Here is a 24,603-nt window from a genome sequence, read left to right as displayed (position 1 = left end):
AAGAAACGTGAGGGTAAGCCAATGGCGAAGAAAGTGACCGTCACCTTGGTCGATGATTTCGACGGTGCCGGCGCCGCCGACGAAACGGTTGAATTCGGGCTTGACGGGGTGACCTATGAGATCGACCTTTCGAGTAAAAATGCGGCGAAACTGCGCAACGACCTGAAGGGCTGGGTGGCTGCCGGGCGCCGGGTCGGGGGCAGGCGGCGCGGTCGTTCGGGTACCGGACGGGGCCGCGGCGCCATCGACCGCGAACAGAGCGCCGCGATCCGTGAATGGGCGCGCCGCAACGGGCACAACGTGTCGACCCGCGGCCGTATCCCGGCCGACGTCATCGACGCCTTCCACGCCGCAACCTAACCGCACGACACGCTTGATCCGGCGTCCGGGCCCCAGGCCTGAGCGCCGGATTTTTTTGCTTTTCGCTTGCGGCGAACCGATCGGCGGGCATTCGCGGAAACGCATGGACGTCCTTTTGCGTTATCCCCTTTGTGCTTCGGTGTCGCTGCGTACCGCGAGGTTAGTACCGCGGCGGGCCGACCATTAGAGTGGACGGAAGGTACGCGACGTCGGCCCCTGTGCCGGCTGGGTCGAACGAAGACAGGGTGTCGTCGTTTCGGGACGGAGTACCGATGGTGAGGGAGAGCAGGTAATAACCGATGTTTGAACGTTTTACCGACCGTGCCCGCAGGGTCGTCGTTCTGGCTCAAGAAGAGGCCAGGATGCTCAACCACAACTACATCGGGACTGAACACATCCTGCTGGGTCTCATCCACGAAGGCGAAGGCGTCGCAGCCAAGTCACTGGAGTCCCTGGGCATCTCGCTGGAAGGCGTGCGCAGCCAGGTCGAGGAGATCATCGGCCAAGGCCAGCAGGCACCGTCCGGGCACATCCCGTTCACTCCCAGGGCCAAGAAGGTCCTCGAGCTGAGCCTGCGCGAGGCGTTGCAGCTGGGCCACAACTACATCGGCACCGAACACATCCTGCTGGGCCTGATCCGCGAGGGTGAGGGCGTGGCGGCGCAGGTGCTGGTCAAGTTGGGTGCCGAGCTGACTCGGGTGCGTCAGCAGGTGATCCAGTTGCTGAGCGGCTACCAGGGCAAGGAGGCCGCCGAGGCCGGCACCGGTGGCCGCGGCGGGGAGTCCGGTTCGCCCTCGACGTCGCTGGTCCTCGACCAGTTCGGCCGCAACCTGACCGCCGCCGCCATGGAAGGCAAGCTCGACCCGGTCATCGGCCGGGAGAAGGAAATCGAGCGGGTTATGCAGGTGCTGAGCCGCCGCACCAAGAACAACCCGGTGCTGATCGGCGAGCCCGGTGTCGGCAAGACCGCCGTCGTTGAGGGGCTGGCCCAGGCCATCGTGCACGGCGAAGTCCCTGAGACGCTCAAGGACAAGCAGCTCTACACCCTGGACCTGGGTTCGCTGGTCGCCGGTTCGCGCTACCGCGGTGACTTCGAGGAACGCCTGAAGAAGGTGCTCAAGGAGATCAACACCCGCGGCGACATCATCCTGTTCATCGACGAGCTGCACACGCTGGTCGGTGCCGGTGCCGCGGAGGGCGCGATCGACGCGGCCAGCATCCTCAAGCCCAAGCTGGCCCGCGGCGAGCTGCAGACCATCGGCGCCACCACGCTCGACGAGTACCGCAAGTACATCGAGAAGGACGCCGCCCTGGAGCGCCGCTTCCAGCCGGTGCAGGTCGGCGAGCCGACGGTGGCGCACACCATCGAGATCCTCAAGGGTCTGCGGGACCGCTACGAGGCGCACCACCGGGTGTCGATCAGCGACTCCGCGATCGTGGCTGCCGCCACCCTGGCGGACCGTTACATCAACGACCGGTTCCTGCCGGACAAGGCGATCGACCTGATCGATGAGGCGGGGGCGCGGATGCGGATCCGCCGGATGACCGCGCCGCCAGACCTGCGCGAGTTCGACGAGAAGATCGCCGAGGCGCGCCGGGAGAAGGAATCGGCGATCGACGCCCAGGACTTCGAGAAGGCCGCGAGCCTGCGGGACCGGGAGAAGCAACTGGTCGCGCAGCGGGCCGAGCGCGAAAAGCAGTGGCGCTCAGGCGACATGGACGTGGTCGCCGAGGTGGACGACAACGAGATCGCCGAGGTGCTGGGCAACTGGACCGGCATCCCGGTGTTCAAGCTCACCGAGGCCGAGACCACCCGGCTGCTGCGCATGGAGGACGAGATCCACAAGCGGATCATCGGCCAGGTCGACGCCGTCAAGGCCGTTTCGAAGGCGATCCGCCGTACCCGTGCCGGGCTGAAAGACCCCAAGCGCCCGTCGGGTTCGTTCATCTTCGCCGGCCCGTCCGGCGTCGGTAAGACCGAGCTGTCCAAGGCGCTGGCCAACTTCCTGTTCGGCGACGACGACGCGCTCATCCAGATCGACATGGGCGAGTTCCACGACCGCTTCACCGCGTCGCGGCTGTTCGGTGCCCCGCCCGGGTACGTCGGCTACGAGGAGGGCGGCCAGCTCACCGAGAAGGTGAGAAGGAAGCCGTTCTCAGTTGTTCTCTTCGATGAGATCGAGAAGGCCCACCAGGAGATCTACAACAGCCTGTTGCAGGTCCTCGAGGACGGCCGGCTCACCGACGGTCAGGGCCGCACGGTGGACTTCAAGAACACCGTGCTGATCTTCACCTCGAACCTGGGCACCTCGGACATCTCCAAGCCGGTCGGGCTCGGGTTCAGCCAGAGCGGTGGGGACAACAACTACGAGCGGATGAAGCAGAAGGTCAACGACGAGCTGAAGAAGCACTTCCGCCCGGAGTTCCTCAACCGCATCGACGACATCATCGTCTTCCACCAGTTGACTCGCGACGAGATCATCCAGATGGTCGACCTGATGATCGAGCGGGTCGGCAAGCAGCTCAAGACCAAGGACATGTCGATGGAGCTGACCGACAAGGCCAAGGCACTGCTGGCCAAGCGCGGCTTCGACCCGGTGCTGGGTGCGCGTCCGCTGCGGCGCACCATCCAGCGCGAGATCGAGGACCAGCTCTCGGAGAAGATCCTGTTCGAGGAGATCGGTCCGGGCCAGATCGTCACCGTCGACGTCGACAACTGGGACGGCGAAAGCGCCGGCGAGGACGCGAAGTTCACGTTCACCGGGACCCGCAAGCCGACCGAGCCGGACCTGGCCAAGGCTGGAGCGCACAGCGCGCCGGAGTAGCCGGTTTCGCCGAGCAGACGCAAAAGCCCCCATTTCCTGCCGAAATGAGGGGCTTTTGCTGGGGGCACCTCCCGCTTGCGGGGGACTGCTCGGCGATCTATATCAGCGCGGTTCGATCAGCGCGAAGGCGCGCTTGGCGACCTGCAGCATCCAGCTGGTCACCGTCGGCCCGTGGTCGCGGGGCCAGTTCAACTGGAAGCTCACCACGAACGGTTGTCCGGTCTTGTCGACGGCATACCAGCTGAACGTCAAATCTCCCGGCAGCCCACCAGCTTTCGCGCCGATGTAGGGCCACACGTTGCGGTCCAGCTGGATGCCGGCCACGGCGGACAGGATCTGCCGCACGGGTGCGGCGGTGCCGACGGCGTCGGCCTGCAGCGCCACATGTACCCGGCAGATGTCCTCGGCGGTCCCGTACCATTCGGCGCCGTAGGCCGAGGCCGGAGTGTGGGCCCGAGTTGGATCCGGTTGGTAGGGAGTCGAATTCGCCTGCGTCAGCATTGCGGCGCGCTCCTGCTGGGACGCCTTCTTCCAACGCTCCCGGACATCGGGCTGGCCCCAGCCGACCGAGAACAGCTCGTACATGGTCGGAAACGGGGTCATGCTGGCCGGATCGTGGTGCCCGGCGGTGACCAGCGCCTCTTCGACGGCTTGCGTGCCCATCCGGCCGATCAGTAGATCGGTGGCCATGTTGTCACTGGTGGCGATCATCTTCTCGGCCGCGGTTCGCACCGAGACGTGATCGCCGGGTGCCAGCTCCAGGCCGGACGACCCGACGGCTTTGCTTTTCGTGGTCACCGTCAACTGGTCGTCCCAGGAGACGGTGCCGCGCTTGACGGCCACGGCGAGTGCGTGCAGGACGTACAACTTGAAAATGGAAGCCAACGGCAGCGATTCGCCGGTGTTGGCGCCCGCCACCCGGACGCACTGACCGTTGTCGATCTTCGCCACCTGATAGGAGTAGCGGGCGCCGGTCTTGCTCAGCACCGCATCGATATCCGGCCAGGCGGTGATCGGCGGCGGCGGTTGGGTCTCGAGGTCGAACCGGTCGACCCAGCCACCGTCGTCGGTGTGAATCCGGATGTCTTGTCGCGCACCGTAGGACGAGATCAGGTGCAGGGTGGCCACGCTGGCGCCGATGTCCACGCCGGCCAAGGTGAACGGCCGGTCCCACCAGAGTCCTTCCATGGTCGCTTCCACCGAGTCGACCTTTTCCGGCGCGGCCAGGGTGGCCACCCCGACCGGGCCGATCGGCCAGTCGGAATTGAGCATGTCCATGGTCTGCTGGGCACGCAGCCCGGGCGGGGTAGTGGTGTCGATGCGGTGCCCGGGGTTCGCCGCGTTCGCGGCGGGTGTCGGCGACGGAGCGCACCCAGGCGTCAACGTCACCACCAGCGCGGCCACGGCGCTCAGCGCCGCGACTCGGCGCCGACTACTGAGCCTGTACGTTCCCGGCAACGTCGAGCACGACCTCGAATTCCAGCAGCGAAGCACCGGTGGCCACCGGGTTCTTGTTCATTCCGGCGTGGGCTTGAATGGCAGGTCCGCTCGCCCACGCCTGGAACGCTTCGTCGGACTCCCAGTGCGTCACCACGAAGTAGCGGTCCTCACCCTTGACCGGACGCAGCAGCTGGAAGCCGAGGAAACCGGGCGAGTTCTCCACCGCGTGGGCGCGGTGCGCGAACCGCTTCTCCAGCTCAGGGCCAGCGTCGGCGGGCACCTCGATTGCGTTGATCTTCACCACTGGCATGCCGTTAGGTTACCGTGCCACCCGTGCCCACCGATCTGCTGACCCACCGCGGCGGCCAGGGCAGACCGTTGGTCCTCGTGCACGGGCTGATGGGCCGGGGCACCACCTGGACGCGCCAGTTGCCGTGGCTCACCCGATTGGGCGCGGTGTACACCTACGACGCGCCGTGGCACCGGGGCCGGGACGTCGACGACCCCTATCCGATCAGCACCGAGCGGTTCGTGGCCGATCTCGGGGAGGCAGTCACCGGTTTGGGTGTGCCGGTGACGCTCATCGGGCATTCGATGGGCGCACTGCATTCCTGGTGTCTGGCCGCCGAACATCCCGAGCTGGTCGACGCGCTGGTAGTCGAGGACATGGCCCCGGACTTCGTCGGGCGTACCACCGGCCCTTGGGAGCCGTGGCTGCACGCCCTGCCCGTCGAATTCCATTCTCCCGAACAGGTATTCGCCGAGTTCGGACCTGTTGCCGGACAGTACTTCCTGGAAGCCTTCGACCGTACCGAGACCGGTTGGCGATTGCACGGTCACACCCAGCGGTGGATAGAGATCGCCGCGCAGTGGGGTCTGCGCGACTACTGGGCACAGTGGCGGGCCGTGCGTTCACCGGTACTGCTGATCGAGGCCGGCAACTCGGTGACACCGCCCGGGCAGATGCGCCAGATGCACGAATCAACCGTTGCGACAACATATCTGCATGTCCCTGGCGCCGGCCACCTTATTCACGACGACGCCCCGGAGGTTTACCGGCGTGCCGTCGAATCCTTCCTGGCTACTCCTCGCCGGCCAGCGCGAACCGGCCGTCCGACGTCTGCGTGACCAGTCCGTCGGCGAGCAACGAGAACAGTGCCCGGTCCCGCTGGGCGGTGTCGGAAAGCCACGCCACGTCCAGCTCGGCCCGGGTCGCCGGAGAGTCCTTGGCGCGCAACACATCCAGCAGCCGCCCCCGGACTTGGCGATCGGTCCCGGCATAGGTTTGAACGCGCTTGGCCGGGCCGGCGGCCGGCGGGTAGCCGGCACGTCGCCAGGCGCATTCCCCGAGCGGGCACATCCCGCACTTGGGCGCCCGGGCGGTGCACACCGTCGCACCCAACTCCATCATCGCCACCGAAAACGTCGGCGCCCGTTCGTCATCCGGCAACAGCTCGAGCACGTCGGCGTGGTCGCGGGTCGCCGACGGCGAACCCGCGTCGGCGCGGCCGTGGACAGCGCGGGCCACTACGCGGCGAACGTTGGTGTCCACCACCGGCACCCGCTGGCGATAGGCGAAGCAGGCCACCGCCCGCGCGGTGTAGCTGCCCACCCCCGGCAACGCCAACAGCGTTTCGACGTCGTCGGGAACCACGTCGCCATGGTCACGGGCGATGACGACGGCGCACTCGTGCAGTCGCTTGGCCCGCCTCGGGTAACCCAATTTGCCCCACGCCCGCAGCACATCGGCGGCGGTGGCGGCCGCGGTGGCCGACGGGGTGGGCCAACGCCGTACCCAGTCCGTCCAGATCGGCAGGACCCGGGCGACCGGCGTCTGCTGCAGCATGAATTCGCTGACCAGGATCTGCCAGGCGCTGACGCCGGGCTGCCGCCACGGCAGGTCGCGGCTGGAGCTGTCGTACCAGGCCAGCACATTTGTGACTGGTATGTGGGGCGAGACGGTCACGAGTCCTTCCGGCAGAATGTCTGGCATGCCGAACAGCAACCCCGTAAGCGCCTGGAAAGCACTCAAAGAGGGTAACGAGCGATTCGTCGCCGGGAAGCCCGAGCACCCCAGCCAAAGCATCGAGTACCGGGCCGGGCTGGCCACCGGCCAGAAGCCGACAGCGGTCATCTTCGGCTGTTCGGACAGCCGGGTCGCCGCCGAGTTGATCTTCGACCAGGGTCTCGGAGACGTGTTCGTGGTTCGCACGGCCGGGCAAGCCATCGACGCGGCAGTGCTGGGCTCCATCGAGTACGCGGTGGCGGTCCTGGAAGTGCCGCTGATCGTGATCCTCGGCCATGACAGCTGCGGTGCCGTCAAAGCCGCACTGAGCGCAGCCGACGACGGTGAGATCCAATCCGGTTTCGTGCGGGACCTGGTGGAGCGGGTCGTGACGACGGTGTTGTTGGGCCGCCGCGACGGACTGACCCGGGTCGACGAATTCGAGGAGCGGCACGTACGCGAGACCGCGGCGCAGCTGATGGAGCGTTCGACGATCATCGCCAAGCGTGTGGCGGACGGCGTGTTGGGAATAGCCGGCGTCACCTACCGCCTGGCCGAAGGACGCGCGGAGTTGGTCCACACCGAGGGTGACATCGGAGCTGAGCCAGAAAGCAAGTCCGCCTGACGGCAGTGCGGTGCGGCTACTAACACGGCCGTCGACCGGTTAACCGCGCGACACGCCGACGCGGGTCGGACGCGTCTGCGTGACCTGGCCCTACCGTGTAAATGTGCTGGATCTGGAACCGCGAGGCCCGCTACCCACCGAGATCTACTGGCGGCGCAGGGGACTTGCCCTGGGCATCGCGGTTGTCGCGATCGGGATAGCCGTCGCCATCGTCATCGCATTCGTCAGTAGTGACGCCGGAGCGAAGCCGGCCGACAAGGGCACCACGGCGCAAGGGAACCTGGGGTCGAACGCGCCCCAAGCGCCCGGCGCGCCACAGCCGGCCGGACAGACCGGGGCGCCCGCCCCGGGTGCGCCGCCGGGGACGGTGAACCCGGAGGCGCCGACGCCGACCGCCGCGGTGCAACCGCCGCCGGTTCTGAAGGAGGGCGACGACTGCCCGGATTCGACGCTGGCGGTCAAGGGGCTGACCAACTCGCCGCAGTACTACATCGGTGACCAGCCCAAGTTCACGATGGTCGTCACCAACATCGGTCTGGTGTCCTGCAAGCGCGACGTCGGCGCCGCGGTGCTCGCCGCCTACGTCTACTCGCTGGACAACAAGCGGCTGTGGTCCAACCTGGACTGCGCGCCGTCCAACGAGACGCTGGTAAAGACCTTCACCCCGGGTGAGCAGGTGACCACCGCGGTGACCTGGACCGGGATGGGGTCCGCGCCGAAGTGCCCGTTGCCGCGGCCGGCGATCGGACCGGGCACCTACAACCTGGTCGTGCAGCTGGGGAACCTGCGCTCGCAGCCGGTCCCGTTCGTACTGAACCAGCCGCCGCAGCCGCCCGGTCCGGCGCCCGCGCCGGGACCCGCTCAGGCGCCGATGCCGGAGGCCCCGCCGACGGGCGGCTGATCGCTGCCGCGTTCGGGTGAACTTGGGCGTTCAGCGGGACGCCTGGGCGTTGAGCGTGAAAGCCGGGCTTTGAGTGTGAAAGCTGGGCTTTGAGTGTGAAGACTGGGCCTTGCGGGTGAAGCCTTGGCGGGATTTCGCCGTTTTTCCCACCGTCGGCTCACTCCGAAAGCCGTCGCTTCACACGCAAAGCCAAGGATTCACACTCGAAGTAGTGGAGCAGCCAGAACGCCCTTACCCTGCCCGCGGGGAACCGTCCTCTGGGTGTTTCCGACCCGTTCGTCAGACATGCCGTGGCAGGGCCCTAGTGATCGGCGATGGTCGACTCGGCCAGTTGCGAGAGCCCCTCGCGCACGTGCCGGGCCCACATCGCGCCGATGCCGTCGACGGATTGCAGGTCGTTGGCGCTGGCCGCCAGTAGCCCCTGCAGCGTTCCGAACGATCGGACCAGCAGGTCGACGTGGGCGAACTGCAGTCGGGGGATGCCGTCCATGGCGCGGTAGCCGCGCGGGCTCAGCGCCTGATCCTGGGCCTCGGCTGTCGTCGGATACCCGAAGACCTTGGCCAGTGCGGTGAGTTCGAGCAGGTCGGTGTCCGACAGCGCATCCAGCTCGGCAAGCGTGGCGGCGATCTGCGCCTCGGCCGGTGGCTCGGGGCTGGCGTGGTAGTCGCGCACGATCAGATCGCGGGCGGTGTCGTTGCCGCCCAGCAGTTCCTCGAGCTGCAGCCGCAACTGGCGCCCGTCGGTGCCCAGCTCAACGGCGTCGTTGTCGATGACCAGCCCGATGCGCCGGACCAGTTCGAGCCGCTGCACCACCGTCATCACGTCGCGCAGCGTCACGAAGTCTTCGATCTCGGCCCGGGAGAGTTGCCGGCTGACCTCGTCGAGCCTGGTCTTGTACCGCTCCAGGGTCGCGATCGCCTGGTTGGCACGCGACAGGATGGTCGCCGAGTCGGTCAGCACGTGGCGCTCACCGCCGGCGTAGACGGTCACGATGTTCATCGAATGGCTGACCGAGATCACCGGGTAGCCGGTCTGGATCGCCGACCGTTCCGCCGAGCGGTGCCGGGTCCCCGACTCGTCGGTGGGGATCGAAGGGTCCGGCACCAGCTGCACGTTGGCCCGCACGATGCGGCTGCCGTCGGTGGACAGCACGACGGCGCCGTCCATCTTGGATAGTTCACGCAGCCGGGTCGGGGCGTAGCGCACGTCCAGCGAGAAGCCGCCGTCGCAGATGGCCTCGACGCTCTCGTCGTGACCGAGCACGATCAGGGCGCCGGTGCGGCCACGCAGGATGCGTTCCAGGCCGTCGCGCAGCCCGGTGCCGGGGGCCAGGCGGGCAACGGCCTCACGCAGGGTCGGACGAGTCACAGCGAGCATTCTGCTACGCCAGGCGGCTGGGCGGGACCCCTATCCGGTGCCGTCGAGCTGTTGGAGCGGCGGCGGCTCGAAGCTGTGATGGTCGGCGATGTCGACGATGTGGTGCAGCGCCTCGCGGATGGTGGCCGCGGTCAAGGCCCGCATTCCGGCCGGGACGGCGGCGCAACCCGGCGGAATCAACGCGACGTTGAATCCCTGGCGGGCGGCTTCGGCCAGCCGCCGCTCCATGCCGTGCACCCGGCGCAGGTCACCAGCCAGGCCCACTTCGCCGATCATCACCGCGGTGGTGGGCAACGGCAGGCCGGCCCACGCCGACGCCAGCGCGGTCGCGATCGCCAGGTCCGACGACGGTTCGGTCAACCGCATGCCGCCGACGGTGGACAGGTAGATCTCGACGGCGCCGAGTTTCAGCTTGCCGTGCTTTTCCAGCACGGCGGTGATCATCGCGGCCCGGGAATGGTCGATACCGCTGACGGCCCGGCGGGGCGAACCGCCGTTCGGCTCGGCCAGCAGGGCCTGGACTTCCCCGATCAGCGGGCGTTTTCCGTCCAGCGTCACCGTGATCGCGGTGCCGGGCACCGGTGTCGGCCGCTGGTCCAGGAACAGGTGCGACGGGTCGGCGACGCCTTCGATTCCGTTGTCGTGCAACAGGAAACAACCGACCTCGTCGGCGGCGCCGAACCGGTTCTTGATACCGCGGACCATGCGCAGCGAACTGTTGCGGTCGCCCTCGAAATGCAGGACCACGTCGACCAGGTGCTCCAGCGAGCGCGGACCGGCGATCGCGCCGTCCTTGGTGACGTGCCCGACCAGGATCATCGGGACACCCTTGGTCTTGGCGACGGCGGTCAGCGCCGCCGTCACCGCACGCACCTGGGTTACCCCGCCGGCGACGCCGTCGGCTTCGCTGGTCGACATCGTCTGCACCGAGTCGACGATGACCAGCGCCGGCCGCACCGTTTCGACGTGCTGCAGAACCGTGTGCAGGTCGGATTCGGCGGCCAGATAGACCTCGTCATCGCCGCAGCCGATCCGATCCGCCCGCAGCCGCACCTGGCCGGCGGATTCCTCACCGGAGATGTACAGGGCGCGTTGTCCGCGCTGTGCCCACCGGTGGGCGACCTCGAGCAGCAGGGTGGACTTGCCCACCCCGGGCTCACCGGCCAGCAGCGTCACCGACCCGGCGACGACACCACCGCCCAGTACCCGGTCGAGTTCGTCGACCCCGGTCGATCGGTGCCGACTCGTATCGGCCTCGACTGAACTGATCGGCACCGCCCGCGAGGACGGCGCCGGCGAGCGCCGGCCGGCACCGACCGCGGCCAGCACCGCGACTTCTTCAACCGTGCCCCAGCTACCGCAGTCCAGGCAGCGTCCCACCCATTTGGCGCTGACATGGCTGCATTCCGAGCAGCGGTATTGCGAACGTGCGTTGGCCACGAACGTGACCGTATCTGCGGGGTCCGACAGATTCCTGGATCGACAGGCGGTTCAGGAGTGATGCGGCGCCGGCTGCTGCGACTGTTCCACACCGGCCGAGATCGGTACCTGCACGCTGCCCTCGCCGGCCTTCTCGAACTTGAAGGTGAACTTGTAGGTCAGCCCGTTGGTGATGGGCTTGGACAGGTTCACTGTCGCCTTCGCGGCGCCGGTGGATCCCGGCGGGCCGGGGGCCACCGACTGTCCGTCCGGGGTGCCGATGAACAGCATCCCGGAAGCCGGCACCTTCGCGTCCCCGGCCAGCGTCACCGAACCGATTTCGCTGGTGATGCCGGTGAGCCGGTCGCTCTTGTCCGGCGAGTCGTTGACCGCCACCAGCACCAAGTCCACCGTGCGGCCTGGTTGTAGGAAGTCGCCGGTCTGAGTGGCCTGGATGCGGATGTCGCGCAGCGCCAGTTGGCCGATGGTGACCCGGTTGCCGTTGACGGCGGGTTCCTGCGCCGCGGTCTGGGAGATCTGACCGGTGCCACAGCCACTGAGCACGGCGACAGCCATGCCGGCGGTCGCCAACGAGGCGGTTAGCTTGGGCAGGCGGATGTTCAACCGGTTCACTCAATGCCTCCTGCTCGGCGCACGGACTTCACGGACTTCGGTTTTCAACTATGGACAGTAGTAGCAAGGCACCGCGGGCGGTAGCGGGGACCGGGGATGTCGCAGGGCGGACAGCCCCGCCGAATTCCGTCGAACCCAACAAGGTACCCTCAGAGGGCGGATTCGGACCCGTGCCCAGGGGGCCGAATGCGTCACCGAAGATAATCCCCCTGCACGTCTGAGCCCGCCTGTCAACCCCTAATCTGCGCGTGGCGTGCCTCTGACCTGCACCGTTGTTCCACACGCGCCGGGCCCGCGTGTTAGACTTAACTAACGAAAGGGGCTCGAATCAGATGATCTTCAAGGTCGGTGACACCGTTGTCTACCCACATCACGGTGCTGCGTTAGTCGAGGCGATCGAAACTCGAACCATCAAAGGGGAGCAAAAAGAGTATCTCGTCTTGAAAGTCGCGCAGGGTGACCTGACCGTTCGAGTGCCCGCTGACAACGCCGAGTACGTCGGCGTCCGCGATGTCGTAGGCCAGGAAGGCCTCGACAAGGTTTTCCAGGTGCTGCGCGCACCGCACACCGAAGAGCCGACCAACTGGTCGCGTCGGTACAAGGCCAACCTGGAGAAGCTGGCTTCCGGCGACGTGAACAAGGTCGCCGAGGTAGTGCGCGACTTGTGGCGGCGCGACCAGGAGCGCGGCCTGTCCGCCGGCGAGAAGCGGATGCTGGCCAAGGCCCGGCAGATCCTGGTCGGCGAGTTGGCGCTGGCCGAGAGCACGGATGACGCCAAGGCCGAAACCATCTTGGACGAGGTTCTGGCGGCAGCTTCCTGAACGCCTCCTGAACCGCCCGGGGCTCGTAAATGGGCGCGGGAAACGTAGCTGCGATCGTCCCGGCCGCGGGGTCGGGGCAACGGCTGGCCGCGGGTGTGGCCAAAGCGTTCTATCAACTCGAAGGGCAGTCGCTGGTCGAGCGGGCCGTCGAGGGTCTGCGGGCATCGGGTGTCGTCGACACCGTCGTCGTGGCGGTGCCGCCTGACCGCACCGACGAGGCGAAGCTGATCCTGGGCCACATCGCCACCATCGTCGCCGGCGGGCCGACCCGCGCCGAATCAGTGCAGTTAGCGCTGTCGGCGATCGCGGAGTCGACGGAGTACGTGTTGGTGCACGATGCGGCTCGCCCGCTCACACCCCCCGCGCTGATCGTGCGGGTCGTCGAGGCGTTGCGGGCAGGCCACAGCGCCGTCGTGCCCGGACTGCCGCTGTCCGACACCATCAAGGCGGTCGATGCCAACGGGGTGGTTCTGGGCACGCCGGAGCGGGCGGGTCTGCGCGCAGTGCAGACACCGCAGGGATTCTCGACCGAGTTGTTGACGCGCGCCTACCGTCGCGCCGACACCGGCGGGTTCACCGACGACGCATCCCTGGTGGAGCAGGTCGGCGGACAGATCCAGGTGGTCGACGGTGACCCGCTGGCATTCAAGATCACCACCCAGTTGGATCTGTTGCTGGCCAAGTCGATAGCCCGCCAGTGATCCAGTCGCCGCGCGTCGGGTTGGGTGTCGACGTGCACCCCATCGAACCCGGCCGTCCTTGCTGGCTGGTGGGCCTGTTGTTCCCCGGTGCGGACGGCTGCGCCGGACACTCCGACGGCGACGTCGCCGTGCACGCCCTGTGTGACGCCGTACTCTCCGCAGCCGGACTGGGCGACATCGGCGGAGTGTTCGGGGTCGACGAGCCACGCTGGCAGGGCGTCAGCGGCGCCGACATGCTTCGGCACGTGATCGAACTGCTCACCGAGGACGGTTACCGGGTGGGCAATGCGGCCGTCCAGGTGATCGGAAATCGGCCGAAGATCGGCGGGCGGCGCTCCGAGGCTCAGGCCGTGCTGTCGAGGCTGCTCAACGCCCCGGTGTCGGTGGCCGCCACCACCACCGACGGGCTCGGCCTCACCGGGCGGGGCGAGGGCCTGGCCGCCATCGCCACGGCGATGGTCCTTCCGCTGCGCTGAACCCGCGCTCGTGAGCCACGCTGGGGTGACGTTCGGCGCTGACGGTCACTCTGGCGTGACGCTCGCGCCGGGCGGCCCGAGTGCAGGCAGTAAGCTGGCACGTCGTGACCGATCGTGCCGGCCTGCGGCTCCATGACACGGCGACCGGTGCCGTGCGTGACTTCGCGCCGTTACGGCCCGGACACGTCTCGATCTACCAGTGCGGCGCCACCCCGCAGGGGCTACCGCACATCGGCCACGTCCGCAGCGGCGTCGCGTTCGACATCCTGCGCCGCTGGCTGACCGCGAGTGGCTACGACGTCGCCTTCGTCCGCAACGTCACCGACATCGAAGACAAGATCCTCACCAAAGCGGCCGCCGCCGGCCGGCCCTGGTGGGAGTGGGCGGCCACCCACGAAAGGGCGTTCACCGCGGCCTACGACTCGCTGGACGTGTTGCCCCCGTCCGCCGAGCCACGCGCGACCGGCCACATCACCCAGATGATCGACTTAATGGAACGCCTGATCGAAACCGGTCACGCCTACGCCGCCGGTGGCGACGTCTACTTCGACGTGCTCAGCTACCCGGAGTACGGGCAACTGTCCGGACACCGCATCGACGACGTCCACCAGGGCGAAGGCGTGGCCACCGGTAAGCGCGATCAGCGCGACTTCACCCTGTGGAAGGGCGAAAAGCCCGGCGAGCCGTCGTGGCCCTCGCCGTGGGGGCGCGGACGTCCCGGCTGGCACATCGAATGCTCGGCGATGGCCCGCACCTATCTCGGACCGGAATTCGACATCCATTGCGGCGGAATGGATTTGATCTTCCCGCACCACGAGAACGAGATCGCCCAGAGCCGTGCCGCCGGGGACGGGTTCGCCCGCTTCTGGCTGCACAACGGCTGGGTGACGATGGGCGGCGAGAAGATGAGCAAGTCGCTGGGCAACGTGGTGGCCATCCCCGCGATGCTGCAGCGGGTGCGACCGGCCGAACTGCGCTACTACCTGGGCAGCGCGCATTACCGTTCGATGCTGGAGTACACCGAGGTCGCGCTGCAGGACGCGGTGAAGGCCTATGTCGGGCTCGAGGATTTCCTGCACCGGGTGCGCAGCCGGGTGGGAGCCGTCTGCCCCGGCGAATGGACGCCGCGATTCGCCGCGGCGCTCGACGACGACCTGTCGGTGCCGGCGGCGCTGGCCGAGATCCACCAGGCCCGCGCCGACGGCAACCGCGCGCTGGATTCCGGGGACCACGAGAGTGCGTTGCACGCCGCCGGTGCGATCCGGGCGATGACGGGCATCCTGGGCTGCGATCCGCTGGACGAGCGCTGGGAATCCAAAGACGAGACCTCGGCCGCGTTGGCCGCCGTCGACGTGCTGGTGCAGGCCGAATTGCAGAACCGGCAGAAGGCTCGCGAGGAGCGAAACTGGGCCCTGGCCGACGAGATCCGGGACCGGCTCAAGCAGGCCGGCATCGAGGTCACCGACACTGCCGACGGTCCGCAGTGGACGCTGGGTGGTGACGGCAAGTAGATGGCCGGCAATTCGCAGCGCCGGGGAGCCATCCGTAAGACCGGTACCAAGAAAGGTCCGACCGTCGGTTCGGGTGGCCAGCGCCGTCGCGGGCTGGAGGGGCGCGGGCCGACGCCGCCGGCGCATCTGCGGCCCAATCATCCGGCAGCCAAGCGGGCCAAGGCCCAACCGCAGCGCCCGGCCCGGAAGGTCGACGAGACCGAGACGGTGCTGGGCCGCAACCCGGTGCTGGAATGCCTGCGCGCCGGTGTGCCGGCCACCGCGCTATATGTGGCGCTGGGCGTCGAGGCGGACGAGCGGCTCACCGAATCCGTCTCTCGCGCAGCCGATTCGGGTATCTCGATCCTGGAGGTGCCGCGCAGCGACCTGGACCGGATGACCGCCAACCATCTGCATCAGGGCATCGCGTTACAGGTGCCGCCGTACGACTACGCCCACCCCGACGACCTGGTCGCGACCGCACTGGCCGCGTCCCCGGCGATGCTGGTCGCGCTGGACAACATCTCCGATCCGCGCAACCTCGGTGCGATCGTGCGATCGGTGGCGGCGTTCGGCGGCCACGGTGTGGTCATCCCGCAGCGCCGGTCGGCCTCGGTGACCGCCGTCGCGTGGCGCACCAGCGCTGGGGCGGCAGCCCGGATACCGGTGGCCCGAGCGACGAATCTGACCAGGACACTGAAGGATTGGGCCGATCGCGGGTTGCGCGTGGTCGGGCTCGACGCCGACGGCGACACCCCGCTAGACGAACTGGACGGCACCGATCCGATCGTTGTCGTCGTCGGCTCGGAGGGTAAGGGGTTGTCCCGGTTGGTGCGGCAGAACTGCGACGAGGTGGTGTCGATCCCGATGGCGGGTCGGACCGAGTCGCTGAACGCCGCAGTTGCCGCCGGGGTGGTGCTCGCCGAAATCGCACGTCAACGCAGAAGTTAGGGCGCGCGCAGGAACAACTACACCCCGAACAGTTGCACGCTCGCCCACAGGGCCACCACCGCCACCACCAGAGCGGGCGGCACCGTGCACAGCCCGAGTCGCGTGTATTCGCCAACGCCGGTCGGCACATCCTGGCTCCGCAGCACCCGTCGCCACAACAGGTTGGACAGCGATCCGGCGTAGCTCAGATTCGGTCCGATGTTGACACCGATCAACACCGCCAGCACGGCCGCCGGACCGCTGGCCACGACCAGCGGCACCAACACCAGTGTCGCGGGCAGATTGTTCACCACGTTGGCGAGCACGGCGGCCACGGCGGCGATACCGAGCAGCGCCGGCAGGCTCGACCCGGCTGGCAGGAACGCCGACATCCGCGCCGACATCCCGTTCAGCGTTACCGCCTGAACGACAATGCCCAGCGCGAGCACGAACACCAGAAACGGCAGATTCGCCGAGCGAACGATCTCTGTCACCGAGATGTGCCTCTGCCGGAGACTCCGCAACCCCAACGCTGTGGCCCCGGCCAGCGCGGCCCATGCGGGTGCCACGTCAAGCGACTCGGCGGCGACGAACCCGACGAGCGTCAGCGCCACGACCAGCAGAACGAACAGCGGCGGACGCGCCGGCGGACCGATTTGGGTACGGTCTGGGTCGACCCGCAAGTCCCGCGCAAAGAACAACCGGAAGACCAGATAGACCGTAGCGACCGCGGACAGCCACGGCAGCGCCATGAGCAACGTGAACCTGGTGAACGAGATATTCGCGCCGCGGTAGACGAGAAGGTTGGTCAGATTCGACACCGGAAGCAGCAGCGAGGCCGCATTGGCCAGGTGGGCTGTGGCATAGGCGTACGGGGGCAACGGAGTTCGCAGCTGCCGGACGGTGGCCAGCACCACCGGAGTCAATAGCACCACGGTCGCGTCCAGGCTGAGTACCGCAGTGATGACGGCCGCGATGACGAACAACTGTCGCAACAGCCCGGTCGACCCTGCGGTCGCACGCGCCAGGGCTGCGCCGGCCGCTTCGAACAGACCCTCGGCGTCACACAGATTGGCCAGCACAAGCACCGCTCCGAGGAAGGCGACTACGCGGGCCAGTCCGGAGGTTTGCGCCGCGGCCTGGCTTGGTGAGATGGCACCAACTGCAATCAGCATGGCGGCTGCGGGTACGGCCGCAGCGGCTTCCGGCCATCCGCGGGGGCGGGCCACGGCAAAGCCGAGGACGACAACGAGCGATATCAGGCTGAGGATCAGGGCCAAGGCTGAATTCGCTTCTAACGCCAGGGATCTTCGTACCGCCACACCGTCGGCATATGGATCTCGACACCGTCCTCTGCAGCCAGCTCGTCGAGGATGCGAATGGACACGTCCAGGTCGTCAACGGCGTATGGCATGGCCCGCAACGGTTCTGACAGCGAGCTGAAGAAGTCATCCCAGTGGATGAGAACCACGCGGCGCGCTCCCACTGCGCGTACCGTCTCGGACCAGTAGTCGACCAGGTATGAGCGCGGCCGCAGACCCAGTTGTCCGACACCGAGATAGGCGACCTCGGCTCGGTATCCGGCCAGTGCGCCCTCGACGAAACCGGCGCTGCCCTGGATCAGCAGCCGTCGCGCTGATGGCCGGTGGTGAATCAACGTCGACCACGCCTCGCCGCAGCGGTAGGCCGACGCCTTCACCGGTGGCACCAGCGGCGCGTCGATCGTCCCGGGAAACCGGTCGGGCGGGCAGTGATGCGACTCGACCAGCGTAACCTCGTAGGCCCCCAACGCGATTGGCTCACCGGAGACCGCGACGACCAGACGGTCCTCTGGGAGGCCGTGTCCGCGGCCGACGTTGGCCGCCGACTCACCACCGACCAACTGGGCGCCGGTACGCTCGGCGACCAACGCGGAATCCATGACGTGGTCGATGTGGGTGTGCACCGGTATGACGGCAGCGAGCCGAGATACCTTGGCCCGGGCCAGGCAGCCGTCGACGCGCGCGGCCGACGGCGCGACCTTGCCGACGGCCACTTGTGCCAGTCCCGGACGGGAGAAGTAGCCATCGGTCAGCAACGCCGACGACCCGTCGTCCAGCAGCAGTGTCGCCACCCCCATCCAGGTCGCCCACAGCGGCGAATCAGGTTGGGCGGCGGGCACATCGAACCGATCCGAATACTGTCCGAGGTCGGGCCGTCCCAGTTTGAGCCGCATCAGCAGAACGCGCCCAACTCGACCCCGGCGGCGAGCAGCTCGTCACGCACCGCGGCCGCGATCGACACCGCGCCCGGCGAATCACCGTGCACGCAAACCGATTCCACTGTCACTGCAACCGGGGAGCCGTCGACTGCCGGCACCTCGCCCGAGGCCACCATGGCCGTTACCCGTTGGGCGATCTGCGTCGGATCATGCAGCACCGCACCGGGTTCGCGACGGGGCACCAACCGGCCCTCGGCTGTGTAGGCGCGATCGGCGAAGGCCTCGGCGACGGTGCGCAGACCTCGGCTTTCGGCCTCGTCGAAGAACACCGATCCGGTCATGCCCAGCACCGGCAGCGCAGCGTCCACATCATGTATCGCAGCGGCGACCGCGGCGGCCTGTTCGCGATGCGTGACGATCGTGTTGTACAGCGCCCCATGGGGTTTGACGTAGGACACCGCCGCACCGCCGGCCTGTGCCAACGCCTGCAGTGCGCCGATCTGGTAGATCACGTCGGCATGCAGGTCCTGGGCGTCGACGTCGATGAACCGCCTGCCGAATCCGGCCAGGTCGCGGTAACTCACCTGTGCGCCGATCCGCACCCCCCGCTCGGCGGCCGACCGGCACACCCGCAGCAGTCCGGCCGGGTCGCCGGCGTGGAAGCCGCACGCCACGTTGGCGCTGGTGACGATGCCGAGCATGGCTTCGTCGTCACCCAGTCGCCAGACGCCGAATCCTTCACCCAGATCGGCGTTGAGGTCGATGCGGCGCAATTCGGCCTACAGCTTGGCGATCTTGCCGGCGATCTGGTTGGCGATGTCGGCTGCCGCGGTGCCGGATTCGGAGTAGGCGCACGTCACGATGTCGACCGCGATGTTGTTGCGCACCGTCAGGGCACGTTCACACGCCCAGCCGTCGCCGTTCTCCTGGACTTCGGACGTGTTGAGCATGCCGTTCTGGTCGGTGACATCGTTGACCGTCCAGATGGTGTCGGGCTGGTTGGGGCTGACGTCGTTGAAGCGACGGTTGCCGCAGGCTTTCCAGCTCTGCACCGAGGAGTTGTAGAAGTTGCTGGCGTCCTGGGCGTTCGGGAAGGCCACCACCGCCTGGATCGCGTAGTGCTTGCGTTTCTTGGAGTCATCGATGCTGTCGTCGAGGCGCTGCCCGCGCATCGCCTTCCACCCGGTCCCGGCGTAGACCTTTTCCTGCGCGGCGCCGTCGACGGCCAGGCAGTTCTTGTCGCTGACGTTCTTGCTCCAGTCCCACATGGCTTTGGCGCTGAACCACACCTTCATCGACGTCGCACCCAGGACGCTGTTGATCTGGCTGGTGTCGAGCAGGAGGTTGTCCAGGGCGCTGACCGAGATCGGAGTCTGATTAGCCAGACCGGTCTTGTCGCCTGCCATGGCCTTGCCGTCAATCACGTCTGTGCAACCGCCGATGAGCAGGCACGCCCCGCTCAGCGCGACGACCGCGGCGATCTGCTGGCGCACTGTTCCCCCTTCCCCAAGCACCTCGCAGGCCCCATCAGCCGGCGCCTCATCAGCTTAGGCGCTGGCTGTGTCGATGTCGCCGAACGACCCCGGCCTCCGACACCCGCGCCGTCTTGCAGCTGCGGCCCGCAAACCGCGGTAGCCTCACCGAACGTGAGTCCCACACCGCGCAGGCGGGCGACTCTGGCGTCGTTGGCAGCCGAGCTCAAGGTATCGCGCACCACGATCTCCAACGCCTTCAACCGGCCCGACCAACTCTCCCCGGAACTTCGTGAGCGGGTGCTCGCCACCGCGAAACGCATCGGCTACGCGGGGCCCGATCCGGTGGCCAGATCGTTGCGTACCCGCAAGGCCGGTGCGGTGGGTCTGGTGATGACCGAGGCGTTGACCTATTCCTTCAGCGACCCGGCGGCACGGGACTTCGTCGCAGGACTGGCGCAGTCGTGCGAGGAGCTCGGTCAGGGGTTGTTGCTGGTGTCCGTGGGTCCCAGTCGCAGCATCGAGGACGGCACCACGGCGGTACTGGGCGCCGGGGTGGACGGGTTCGTGGTGTATTCGGTGTCCGACGACGACCCCTACCTGCAGGTAGTGCTGCAACGGCGGCTGCCGGTGGTGGTGGTCGATCAGCCGGTGGGCTTGTCGGCGGTGTCGCGGGTCGGCATCGACGACCGCGCGGCGATGCGCCAGATCGCCGACCACGTGCTGGGGTTGGGACATCGGGAGATCGGGCTGCTCACCATGCGACTGGGACGCGACCGGCGTCAAGGGCTGGTCGACGCCGAACGGTTGATGTCGCCGACGTTCGACGTGCAGCGCGAACGCATCATCGGGGTCTGGGAGGCGATGGCGGTCGCCGGCGTCGATCCGGATTCGCTGACGGTGGTGGAAAGCTATGAGCACCTGCCCACTTCGGGCGGCGATGCCGCCAGAGTGGCTCTGCAGGCCAATCCGCGGATCACCGCGCTGATGTGCACGGCCGACATCCTGGCCCTGTCGGCCATGGATTACCTTCGCGCACACGGCATTTACGTGCCGGGCCAGATGACGGTGACCGGTTTCGACGGCGTCGAGGACGCGATCAGCCGAGGGTTGACGACGGTGGCGCAGCCCAGTCTGCAGAAGGGTCGCCGCGCCGGTGAACTGGTGCTGCAACCGCCGCGGTCCGGCCTGCCGGTGGTCGAATTGCTGGACACCGAACTGGTCCGGGGGCGGACCTGCGGCCCGCCGGCTTAGTCCGATGGTCGCGACCCGCTGCGAGCGGACTGCGCGACTAGCAGTTCTCGTGATCGCCGATCAGCAGTCGCACGGCCAGGTCCAGGCGCTTGCTGACGTCGGTGGCCGAGGCGCGCCGGGTCAGCCACGCCAACAGATTGGACAGCCACACGTCGGAGATGACCCGGGCGATGTGGTACTGGTCCTCGGTCGGCTCGCCGTCGCTCATGGCCCGGGCGAACATGGAGTCGATCAGCTTCTCGACCTGGTCGACCTCGCTGGCTGCCGACGCGTCGGCGAACACGTACGCGCGCGTCATGGCCTCGGTCAGCAGCGGGTTGCGCTGCATGGCGCGATTGAGCTTGCCGACCATGAAATTCAGCCGCTGGAACGGGGTGCCGCCGGCCACCGCGGAACGGTCGGTCTTGGCGTCGATGCGGCTGAACTCGCGGCCCAGCGCCGACACCAGCAGGTGCACCTTGGACGGGAAGTAGCGGTACAGCGTGCCCACCGCGACGTCGGCGCGATCAGCCACCGCGCGCATCTGAACGGCCTCGTAGCCGCCCTTTGACGCGATGGCCATGGTGGCGTCCAGGATGCGCTTGCGCCGCTCGCGCTGCGCCTCCGACCCCAACTCCGATTCAGCCAGTACCGCCACGTTCACGACCTCGCGAGGGTGGTTGTCGGAAGCGCGAGCGTTGCTCGTGTTCGCTGGCGACATACGGCGGGCGGCTCCTCGTGCGGGCGATCTGATCGCAAACGATACGCATTCTTCGCGTTAATCTCCCACCTCCCCGTAGCCGGGCCGACGACGTGTCCTGGCCTGATACCGTCGACTTGACGGCCGATCGCTTCCACTATTAGAACACGTTCTAGTGGGCATGATTGATTGCCTGCCCTGTGAATTTGATGACGCCGAGGAGTGCTGGTGGTAGCGACCGTCACCGACGAACAGTTCGCAGCGCGCGAGTTGGTGCGCGACTGGGCCCGCGGCGCGGCTTCGGGGCAGGCCGCCGCCGTGGTGGCCAGGGCCGTGGAACAGGGAGAGCCCGACGCCTGGCGGCCGGTGTTCGCGGGGTTGGCCGACCTCGGCCTGTTCGGCGTTGCGGTGTCCGAGGAGGCCGGAGGAGCCGGCGGCAGCATCGCGGACTTGTGCGCCATGGTCGAGGAGGCCGCCAAGGCGCTGGTGCCCGGTCCGGTCGCCACAACCGCGCTGGCGACTCTCATCGTTGATGATCCGGAAGTCCTGGCCGCGTTGATATCCGGTGAACGTTTCGCCGGACTGGCGTTGGAAGGCGAGGTGCGGTTCGACGGTTCGGTGGCTTCCGGGGTCTTGCCGTGGGTGTCCGGCGGTGCACCGGGCGGCGTGCTGTTGGTGCCGGGCGACGGAGAGTGGCTGCTAATCGACGCTGACGCCAACGGGGTGTCGCTCGAGCCGCTGCGCGCCGCCGACTTCTCCCGCCCGCTGGCCCGCGTGGAGTTGACGTCGGCGCGGGCCATCCGGCTGGACACCCCGCCCGGACGGGTCGCCGACCTGGCCGCGACGCTGCTGGCGGCGGAGGCCGCGGGCGTCACTTGGTACGCCCTGGAGACCGCGGTCGCCTACGCCAAGGTGCGCGAGCAGTTCGGCAAGCCGATCGGCAGCTTCCAGGCGATCAAGCACCTGTGCGCGCAAATGTTGTGTCGCGCCGAGCAGGCCGACGTGGCCGCCGGCGATGCAGCCGGCGCGGCGTCCGATCCCGACGCTCGGCAGTTCGCCATCGCCGCGGCCGTCGCCGCCGGTCTGACCATCAGGGCCGCCAAGGCCAACGTGCGGGACTGCATTCAGGTGCTCGGCGGCATCGGCTGCACCTGGGAGCACGATGCTCACCTCTACCTGCGGCGGGCGCACAGCATCGGACGATTCCTCGGTGGTGCGGAATTCTGGCTGCGCCGGGTCGCGGCGCTGACCCAGGACGGCGTGCGCCGGCAACTGTCCATCGACCTGACCGAAGTCGAGGGTCGGCGTTCGGAGATCGCCGCGGCCGTCGCCGAAGTGGCTGAGTTGCCGGTCGAGAAGCGGCAGGCCGCACTGGCCGAGGCCGGCCTGCAGGCGCCGCACTGGCCGGCGCCGCACGGGCGCGGCGCGGGTCCGGCCGAGCAGCTGCTCATCGACCAGGAACTGGCGGCGGCCGGCGTCGAGCGGCCGGATTTGGTGATCGGCTGGTGGGCCGCGCCGACCATCCTCGAGCACGGCACACCCGAACAGATCGAGCGATTCGTGCCGTCGACCCTGCGTGGTGACTTCCTGTGGTGCCAGCTGTTCTCCGAGCCGGGGGCGGGTTCGGACCTGGCGTCGTTGCGCACCAAAGCGGTGCGAGGCGACGGCGGCTGGCTGCTCAGCGGACAGAAGGTGTGGACGTCGGCCGCGCACAAGGCCGCCTGGGGGGTGTGCCTGGCCCGAACGGACCCGGACGTCCCGAAGCACAAGGGCATCACCTACTTCCTCATCGACATGAAGGCGCCCGGCATCGAGATCCGGCCGCTGCGCGAGATCACCGGCGACTCGTTGTTCAACGAGGTCTTTCTGGACAACGTGTTCGTGCCTGACGAGATGGTGGTCGGCAAGGTCAACGACGGCTGGCGGTTGGCCCGCACCACGTTGGCCAACGAGCGGATCGCGATGGCCAGCGGGACCGCGTTGGGCAACCCGATGGAGGAATTGCTCAAGGTGCTCGCCGACCTCGACCTCGACGCCGCCCAGCAGGACCGGCTGGCCGACCTGATCCTGTTGGCCCAGTCCGGCGCGCTGCTGGACCAGCGCATCGCGGTGCTGGCTGTCGGCGGGCAAGACCCCGGGGCTCAGTCCAGCGTGCGCAAGCTGATCGGCGTGCGTTACCGGCAGGAGCTGGCCGAATACATGATGGATGTGTCCGAGGGCGGTGGGCTGGTCCACAACCAGGCGGTATTCGACTTCCTCAACACCCGGTGCCTGACCATCGCGGGGGGCACCGAGCAGATCCTGCTGACCGTGGCCGCCGAGAGGTTGTTGGGGCTGCCGCGCTAGAAGCCCCTAGGTCGACTGTGAATCCTGCGACCCGACACGCCGGTGAAGCGTCGTGTGATTCACGCTCGCGTGAGGGCCGGCCCAGCCTCAGGCGAAGTTGGTGACGGCGCAGGTGCTGGGCGAGGTGAGGTTCACCCCCGGGTAGACGACCTGCATGTGCGTGCAGACGTAGACGGTGACGTTGGTCATCGGTTGTCCGGTCGACCAACTCACCGAGTCGATGACGCCGGTGGTCTGGTACTTGTCCGGCGGGCCCTCGCCGAAGTAGACGGTGGTGATCGTGTCGATGCCGCCCTCTTTGTGCACCCGCTCGAACTGGCTGGTCGCGTGCGCATCCAGGTAGGCCACCCGACTGTTGGACCGGATCTCGGTGGTCTGGCGTGCCCACAGACCGGACGGGAAGCCGGCCGGCCCGTCGGGAGTGCGCAGGTTCGCCCCGGCAACGAAGTCGCAACTGCCGTTCCCGTGGCAGTTGACGAAGGTGTGCGTCTCGATCTGATTCGCCTCGTCTACCGGGAACAACGTGGTGGCGGTGTTGCTGCCGGCGACGGCTGTCGGGGCGGGCAGCAACGTCAGCATCAGCCCGACCAGCGCAAGACCCGGTACCAACCGCTTCATCGTGCTCCCCTTTCCACCGACCTGAGCAGA

General features: G+C 67.8%; 24 protein-coding genes. 12 read left to right on the top strand and 12 right to left on the bottom strand.

The window, feature by feature from the left end; translation table 11 throughout:
• The first annotated feature begins 21 nt into the window (after positions 1-21).
• Both lsr2 and clpC1 read left to right on the top strand, forming a co-directional pair.
• The gene (gene lsr2 / locus AC5Y47_RS07375) at positions 22-360 is read left to right on the top strand and encodes a histone-like nucleoid-structuring protein Lsr2 (protein WP_499943258.1); all 339 of its coding nucleotides are present in this window, start codon (positions 22-24) and stop codon (positions 358-360) included.
• Positions 361-659: 299 nt separating this feature from the next.
• The gene (clpC1, locus tag AC5Y47_RS07370) at positions 660-3,185 is read left to right on the top strand and encodes an ATP-dependent protease ATP-binding subunit ClpC (RefSeq protein ID WP_499943257.1); all 2,526 of its coding nucleotides are present in this window, start codon (positions 660-662) and stop codon (positions 3,183-3,185) included.
• A gap of 102 nt (positions 3,186-3,287) precedes the next feature.
• Here the strand turns inward: clpC1 and AC5Y47_RS07365 are convergent, their stop codons facing one another.
• Both AC5Y47_RS07365 and mhuD read right to left on the bottom strand, forming a co-directional pair.
• Positions 3,288-4,643 (bottom strand): serine hydrolase, encoded by a 1,356-nt coding sequence (locus AC5Y47_RS07365; protein WP_499943256.1) that lies wholly within the window; start codon positions 4,641-4,643, stop codon positions 3,288-3,290.
• Positions 4,618-4,935, bottom strand: a complete 318-nt coding sequence (gene mhuD / locus AC5Y47_RS07360) for a mycobilin-forming heme oxygenase MhuD (RefSeq protein ID WP_499943255.1) — start codon at positions 4,933-4,935, stop codon at positions 4,618-4,620. The genes AC5Y47_RS07365 and mhuD overlap by 26 nt, the downstream gene beginning before the upstream one ends.
• A 23-nt stretch (positions 4,936-4,958) precedes the next feature.
• Between mhuD and AC5Y47_RS07355 the strand changes: the two genes are divergently transcribed.
• Positions 4,959-5,753 carry an alpha/beta fold hydrolase gene (locus AC5Y47_RS07355; RefSeq protein WP_499943254.1) on the top strand — a complete coding sequence of 265 codons (795 nt, stop codon included), beginning with the start codon at positions 4,959-4,961 and terminating at the stop codon, positions 5,751-5,753.
• On the opposite strand, the gene AC5Y47_RS07350 is transcribed toward AC5Y47_RS07355, so the two are convergent.
• Complete coding sequence (locus AC5Y47_RS07350; RefSeq protein ID WP_499943253.1) at positions 5,707-6,618, bottom strand: iron-sulfur binding domain-containing protein; 912 nt, start codon at positions 6,616-6,618, stop codon at positions 5,707-5,709. The genes AC5Y47_RS07355 and AC5Y47_RS07350 overlap by 47 nt on opposite strands.
• On the opposite strand from AC5Y47_RS07350, the gene AC5Y47_RS07345 reads away from it, so the two are divergent.
• Positions 6,617-7,255 carry a carbonic anhydrase gene (locus AC5Y47_RS07345; RefSeq protein WP_499943252.1) on the top strand — a complete coding sequence of 213 codons (639 nt, stop codon included), beginning with the start codon at positions 6,617-6,619 and terminating at the stop codon, positions 7,253-7,255. The genes AC5Y47_RS07350 and AC5Y47_RS07345 overlap by 2 nt on opposite strands.
• Positions 7,256-7,358: 103 nt before the next feature.
• Entirely contained in the window at positions 7,359-8,156 is a 798-nt protein-coding gene (locus tag AC5Y47_RS07340) for a hypothetical protein (protein ID WP_499943251.1), read from the top strand.
• A 301-nt stretch (positions 8,157-8,457) separates the two neighbouring features.
• Here the strand turns inward: AC5Y47_RS07340 and disA are convergent, their stop codons facing one another.
• From disA to AC5Y47_RS07325, 3 genes are read right to left on the bottom strand one after another with little or no spacing between them, the layout of a single operon-like run.
• Positions 8,458-9,534 carry a DNA integrity scanning diadenylate cyclase DisA gene (disA, locus tag AC5Y47_RS07335; protein WP_499943250.1) on the bottom strand — a complete coding sequence of 359 codons (1,077 nt, stop codon included), beginning with the start codon at positions 9,532-9,534 and terminating at the stop codon, positions 8,458-8,460.
• Positions 9,535-9,564: 30 nt separating this feature from the next.
• Positions 9,565-10,974 (bottom strand): DNA repair protein RadA, encoded by a 1,410-nt coding sequence (radA, locus tag AC5Y47_RS07330; protein WP_499943249.1) that lies wholly within the window; start codon positions 10,972-10,974, stop codon positions 9,565-9,567.
• Positions 10,975-11,025: 51 nt separating this feature from the next.
• The gene (locus AC5Y47_RS07325) at positions 11,026-11,586 is read right to left on the bottom strand and encodes a copper chaperone PCu(A)C domain-containing protein (protein WP_499943248.1); all 561 of its coding nucleotides are present in this window, start codon (positions 11,584-11,586) and stop codon (positions 11,026-11,028) included.
• Positions 11,587-11,918: 332 nt separating this feature from the next.
• On the opposite strand from AC5Y47_RS07325, the gene carD reads away from it, so the two are divergent.
• The 5 genes from carD to rlmB all read left to right on the top strand — a co-directional run bounded on the left by carD (position 11,919) and on the right by rlmB (position 16,025).
• Positions 11,919-12,407 carry an RNA polymerase-binding transcription factor CarD gene (gene carD / locus AC5Y47_RS07320; protein WP_007166539.1) on the top strand — a complete coding sequence of 163 codons (489 nt, stop codon included), beginning with the start codon at positions 11,919-11,921 and terminating at the stop codon, positions 12,405-12,407.
• A 29-nt stretch (positions 12,408-12,436) separates the two neighbouring features.
• Positions 12,437-13,108 carry a 2-C-methyl-D-erythritol 4-phosphate cytidylyltransferase gene (gene ispD, locus AC5Y47_RS07315; RefSeq protein ID WP_499943247.1) on the top strand — a complete coding sequence of 224 codons (672 nt, stop codon included), beginning with the start codon at positions 12,437-12,439 and terminating at the stop codon, positions 13,106-13,108.
• On the top strand, positions 13,105-13,584 hold the full coding sequence (gene ispF / locus AC5Y47_RS07310) for a 2-C-methyl-D-erythritol 2,4-cyclodiphosphate synthase (protein ID WP_499943246.1): 480 nt from the start codon (positions 13,105-13,107) through the stop codon (positions 13,582-13,584). The genes ispD and ispF overlap by 4 nt, the downstream gene beginning before the upstream one ends.
• Positions 13,585-13,688: 104 nt before the next feature.
• Entirely contained in the window at positions 13,689-15,095 is a 1,407-nt protein-coding gene (cysS, locus tag AC5Y47_RS07305) for a cysteine--tRNA ligase (protein WP_499943245.1), read from the top strand.
• Positions 15,096-16,025 (top strand): 23S rRNA (guanosine(2251)-2'-O)-methyltransferase RlmB, encoded by a 930-nt coding sequence (gene rlmB, locus AC5Y47_RS07300; RefSeq protein ID WP_499943244.1) that lies wholly within the window; start codon positions 15,096-15,098, stop codon positions 16,023-16,025.
• Positions 16,026-16,042: 17 nt separating this feature from the next.
• Here rlmB and AC5Y47_RS07295 read toward each other — a convergent pair whose 3' ends face one another.
• Genes AC5Y47_RS07295 through AC5Y47_RS07280 form a run of 4 tightly spaced genes read right to left on the bottom strand, consistent with a single transcriptional unit; the run spans position 16,043 to position 19,697 of the window.
• Positions 16,043-17,284, bottom strand: a complete 1,242-nt coding sequence (locus AC5Y47_RS07295; RefSeq protein WP_499943243.1) for an SLC13 family permease — start codon at positions 17,282-17,284, stop codon at positions 16,043-16,045.
• A gap of 14 nt (positions 17,285-17,298) precedes the next feature.
• On the bottom strand, positions 17,299-18,219 hold the full coding sequence (locus AC5Y47_RS07290; protein ID WP_499943242.1) for an MBL fold metallo-hydrolase: 921 nt from the start codon (positions 18,217-18,219) through the stop codon (positions 17,299-17,301).
• Positions 18,219-18,977 (bottom strand): LamB/YcsF family protein, encoded by a 759-nt coding sequence (locus AC5Y47_RS07285; RefSeq protein ID WP_499943241.1) that lies wholly within the window; start codon positions 18,975-18,977, stop codon positions 18,219-18,221. Before AC5Y47_RS07285 ends, AC5Y47_RS07290 begins: the two co-directional genes overlap by 1 nt.
• A 6-nt stretch (positions 18,978-18,983) precedes the next feature.
• Complete coding sequence (locus tag AC5Y47_RS07280) at positions 18,984-19,697, bottom strand: sensor domain-containing protein (RefSeq protein ID WP_499943240.1); 714 nt, start codon at positions 19,695-19,697, stop codon at positions 18,984-18,986.
• A gap of 153 nt (positions 19,698-19,850) precedes the next feature.
• Between AC5Y47_RS07280 and AC5Y47_RS07275 the strand changes: the two genes are divergently transcribed.
• Complete coding sequence (locus tag AC5Y47_RS07275) at positions 19,851-20,930, top strand: Rv3575c family transcriptional regulator (protein WP_499943239.1); 1,080 nt, start codon at positions 19,851-19,853, stop codon at positions 20,928-20,930.
• A gap of 37 nt (positions 20,931-20,967) precedes the next feature.
• Here the strand turns inward: AC5Y47_RS07275 and kstR are convergent, their stop codons facing one another.
• Positions 20,968-21,567 carry a cholesterol catabolism transcriptional regulator KstR gene (gene kstR / locus AC5Y47_RS07270; protein ID WP_463828576.1) on the bottom strand — a complete coding sequence of 200 codons (600 nt, stop codon included), beginning with the start codon at positions 21,565-21,567 and terminating at the stop codon, positions 20,968-20,970.
• Between the two features lie 270 nt (positions 21,568-21,837).
• Between kstR and AC5Y47_RS07265 the strand changes: the two genes are divergently transcribed.
• Positions 21,838-23,955 carry an acyl-CoA dehydrogenase family protein gene (locus AC5Y47_RS07265; protein WP_499943238.1) on the top strand — a complete coding sequence of 706 codons (2,118 nt, stop codon included), beginning with the start codon at positions 21,838-21,840 and terminating at the stop codon, positions 23,953-23,955.
• Between the two features lie 87 nt (positions 23,956-24,042).
• On the opposite strand, the gene AC5Y47_RS07260 is transcribed toward AC5Y47_RS07265, so the two are convergent.
• Complete coding sequence (locus AC5Y47_RS07260) at positions 24,043-24,573, bottom strand: hypothetical protein (RefSeq protein WP_499943237.1); 531 nt, start codon at positions 24,571-24,573, stop codon at positions 24,043-24,045.
• Between the last annotated feature and the right edge of the window lie 30 nt (positions 24,574-24,603).

This window comes from Mycobacterium sp. NGS22 (assembly GCF_059813095.1).
The sequence above is the reverse complement of the archived record's forward strand: the minus strand, read 5'-3'. Positions and strand labels throughout refer to the sequence as shown.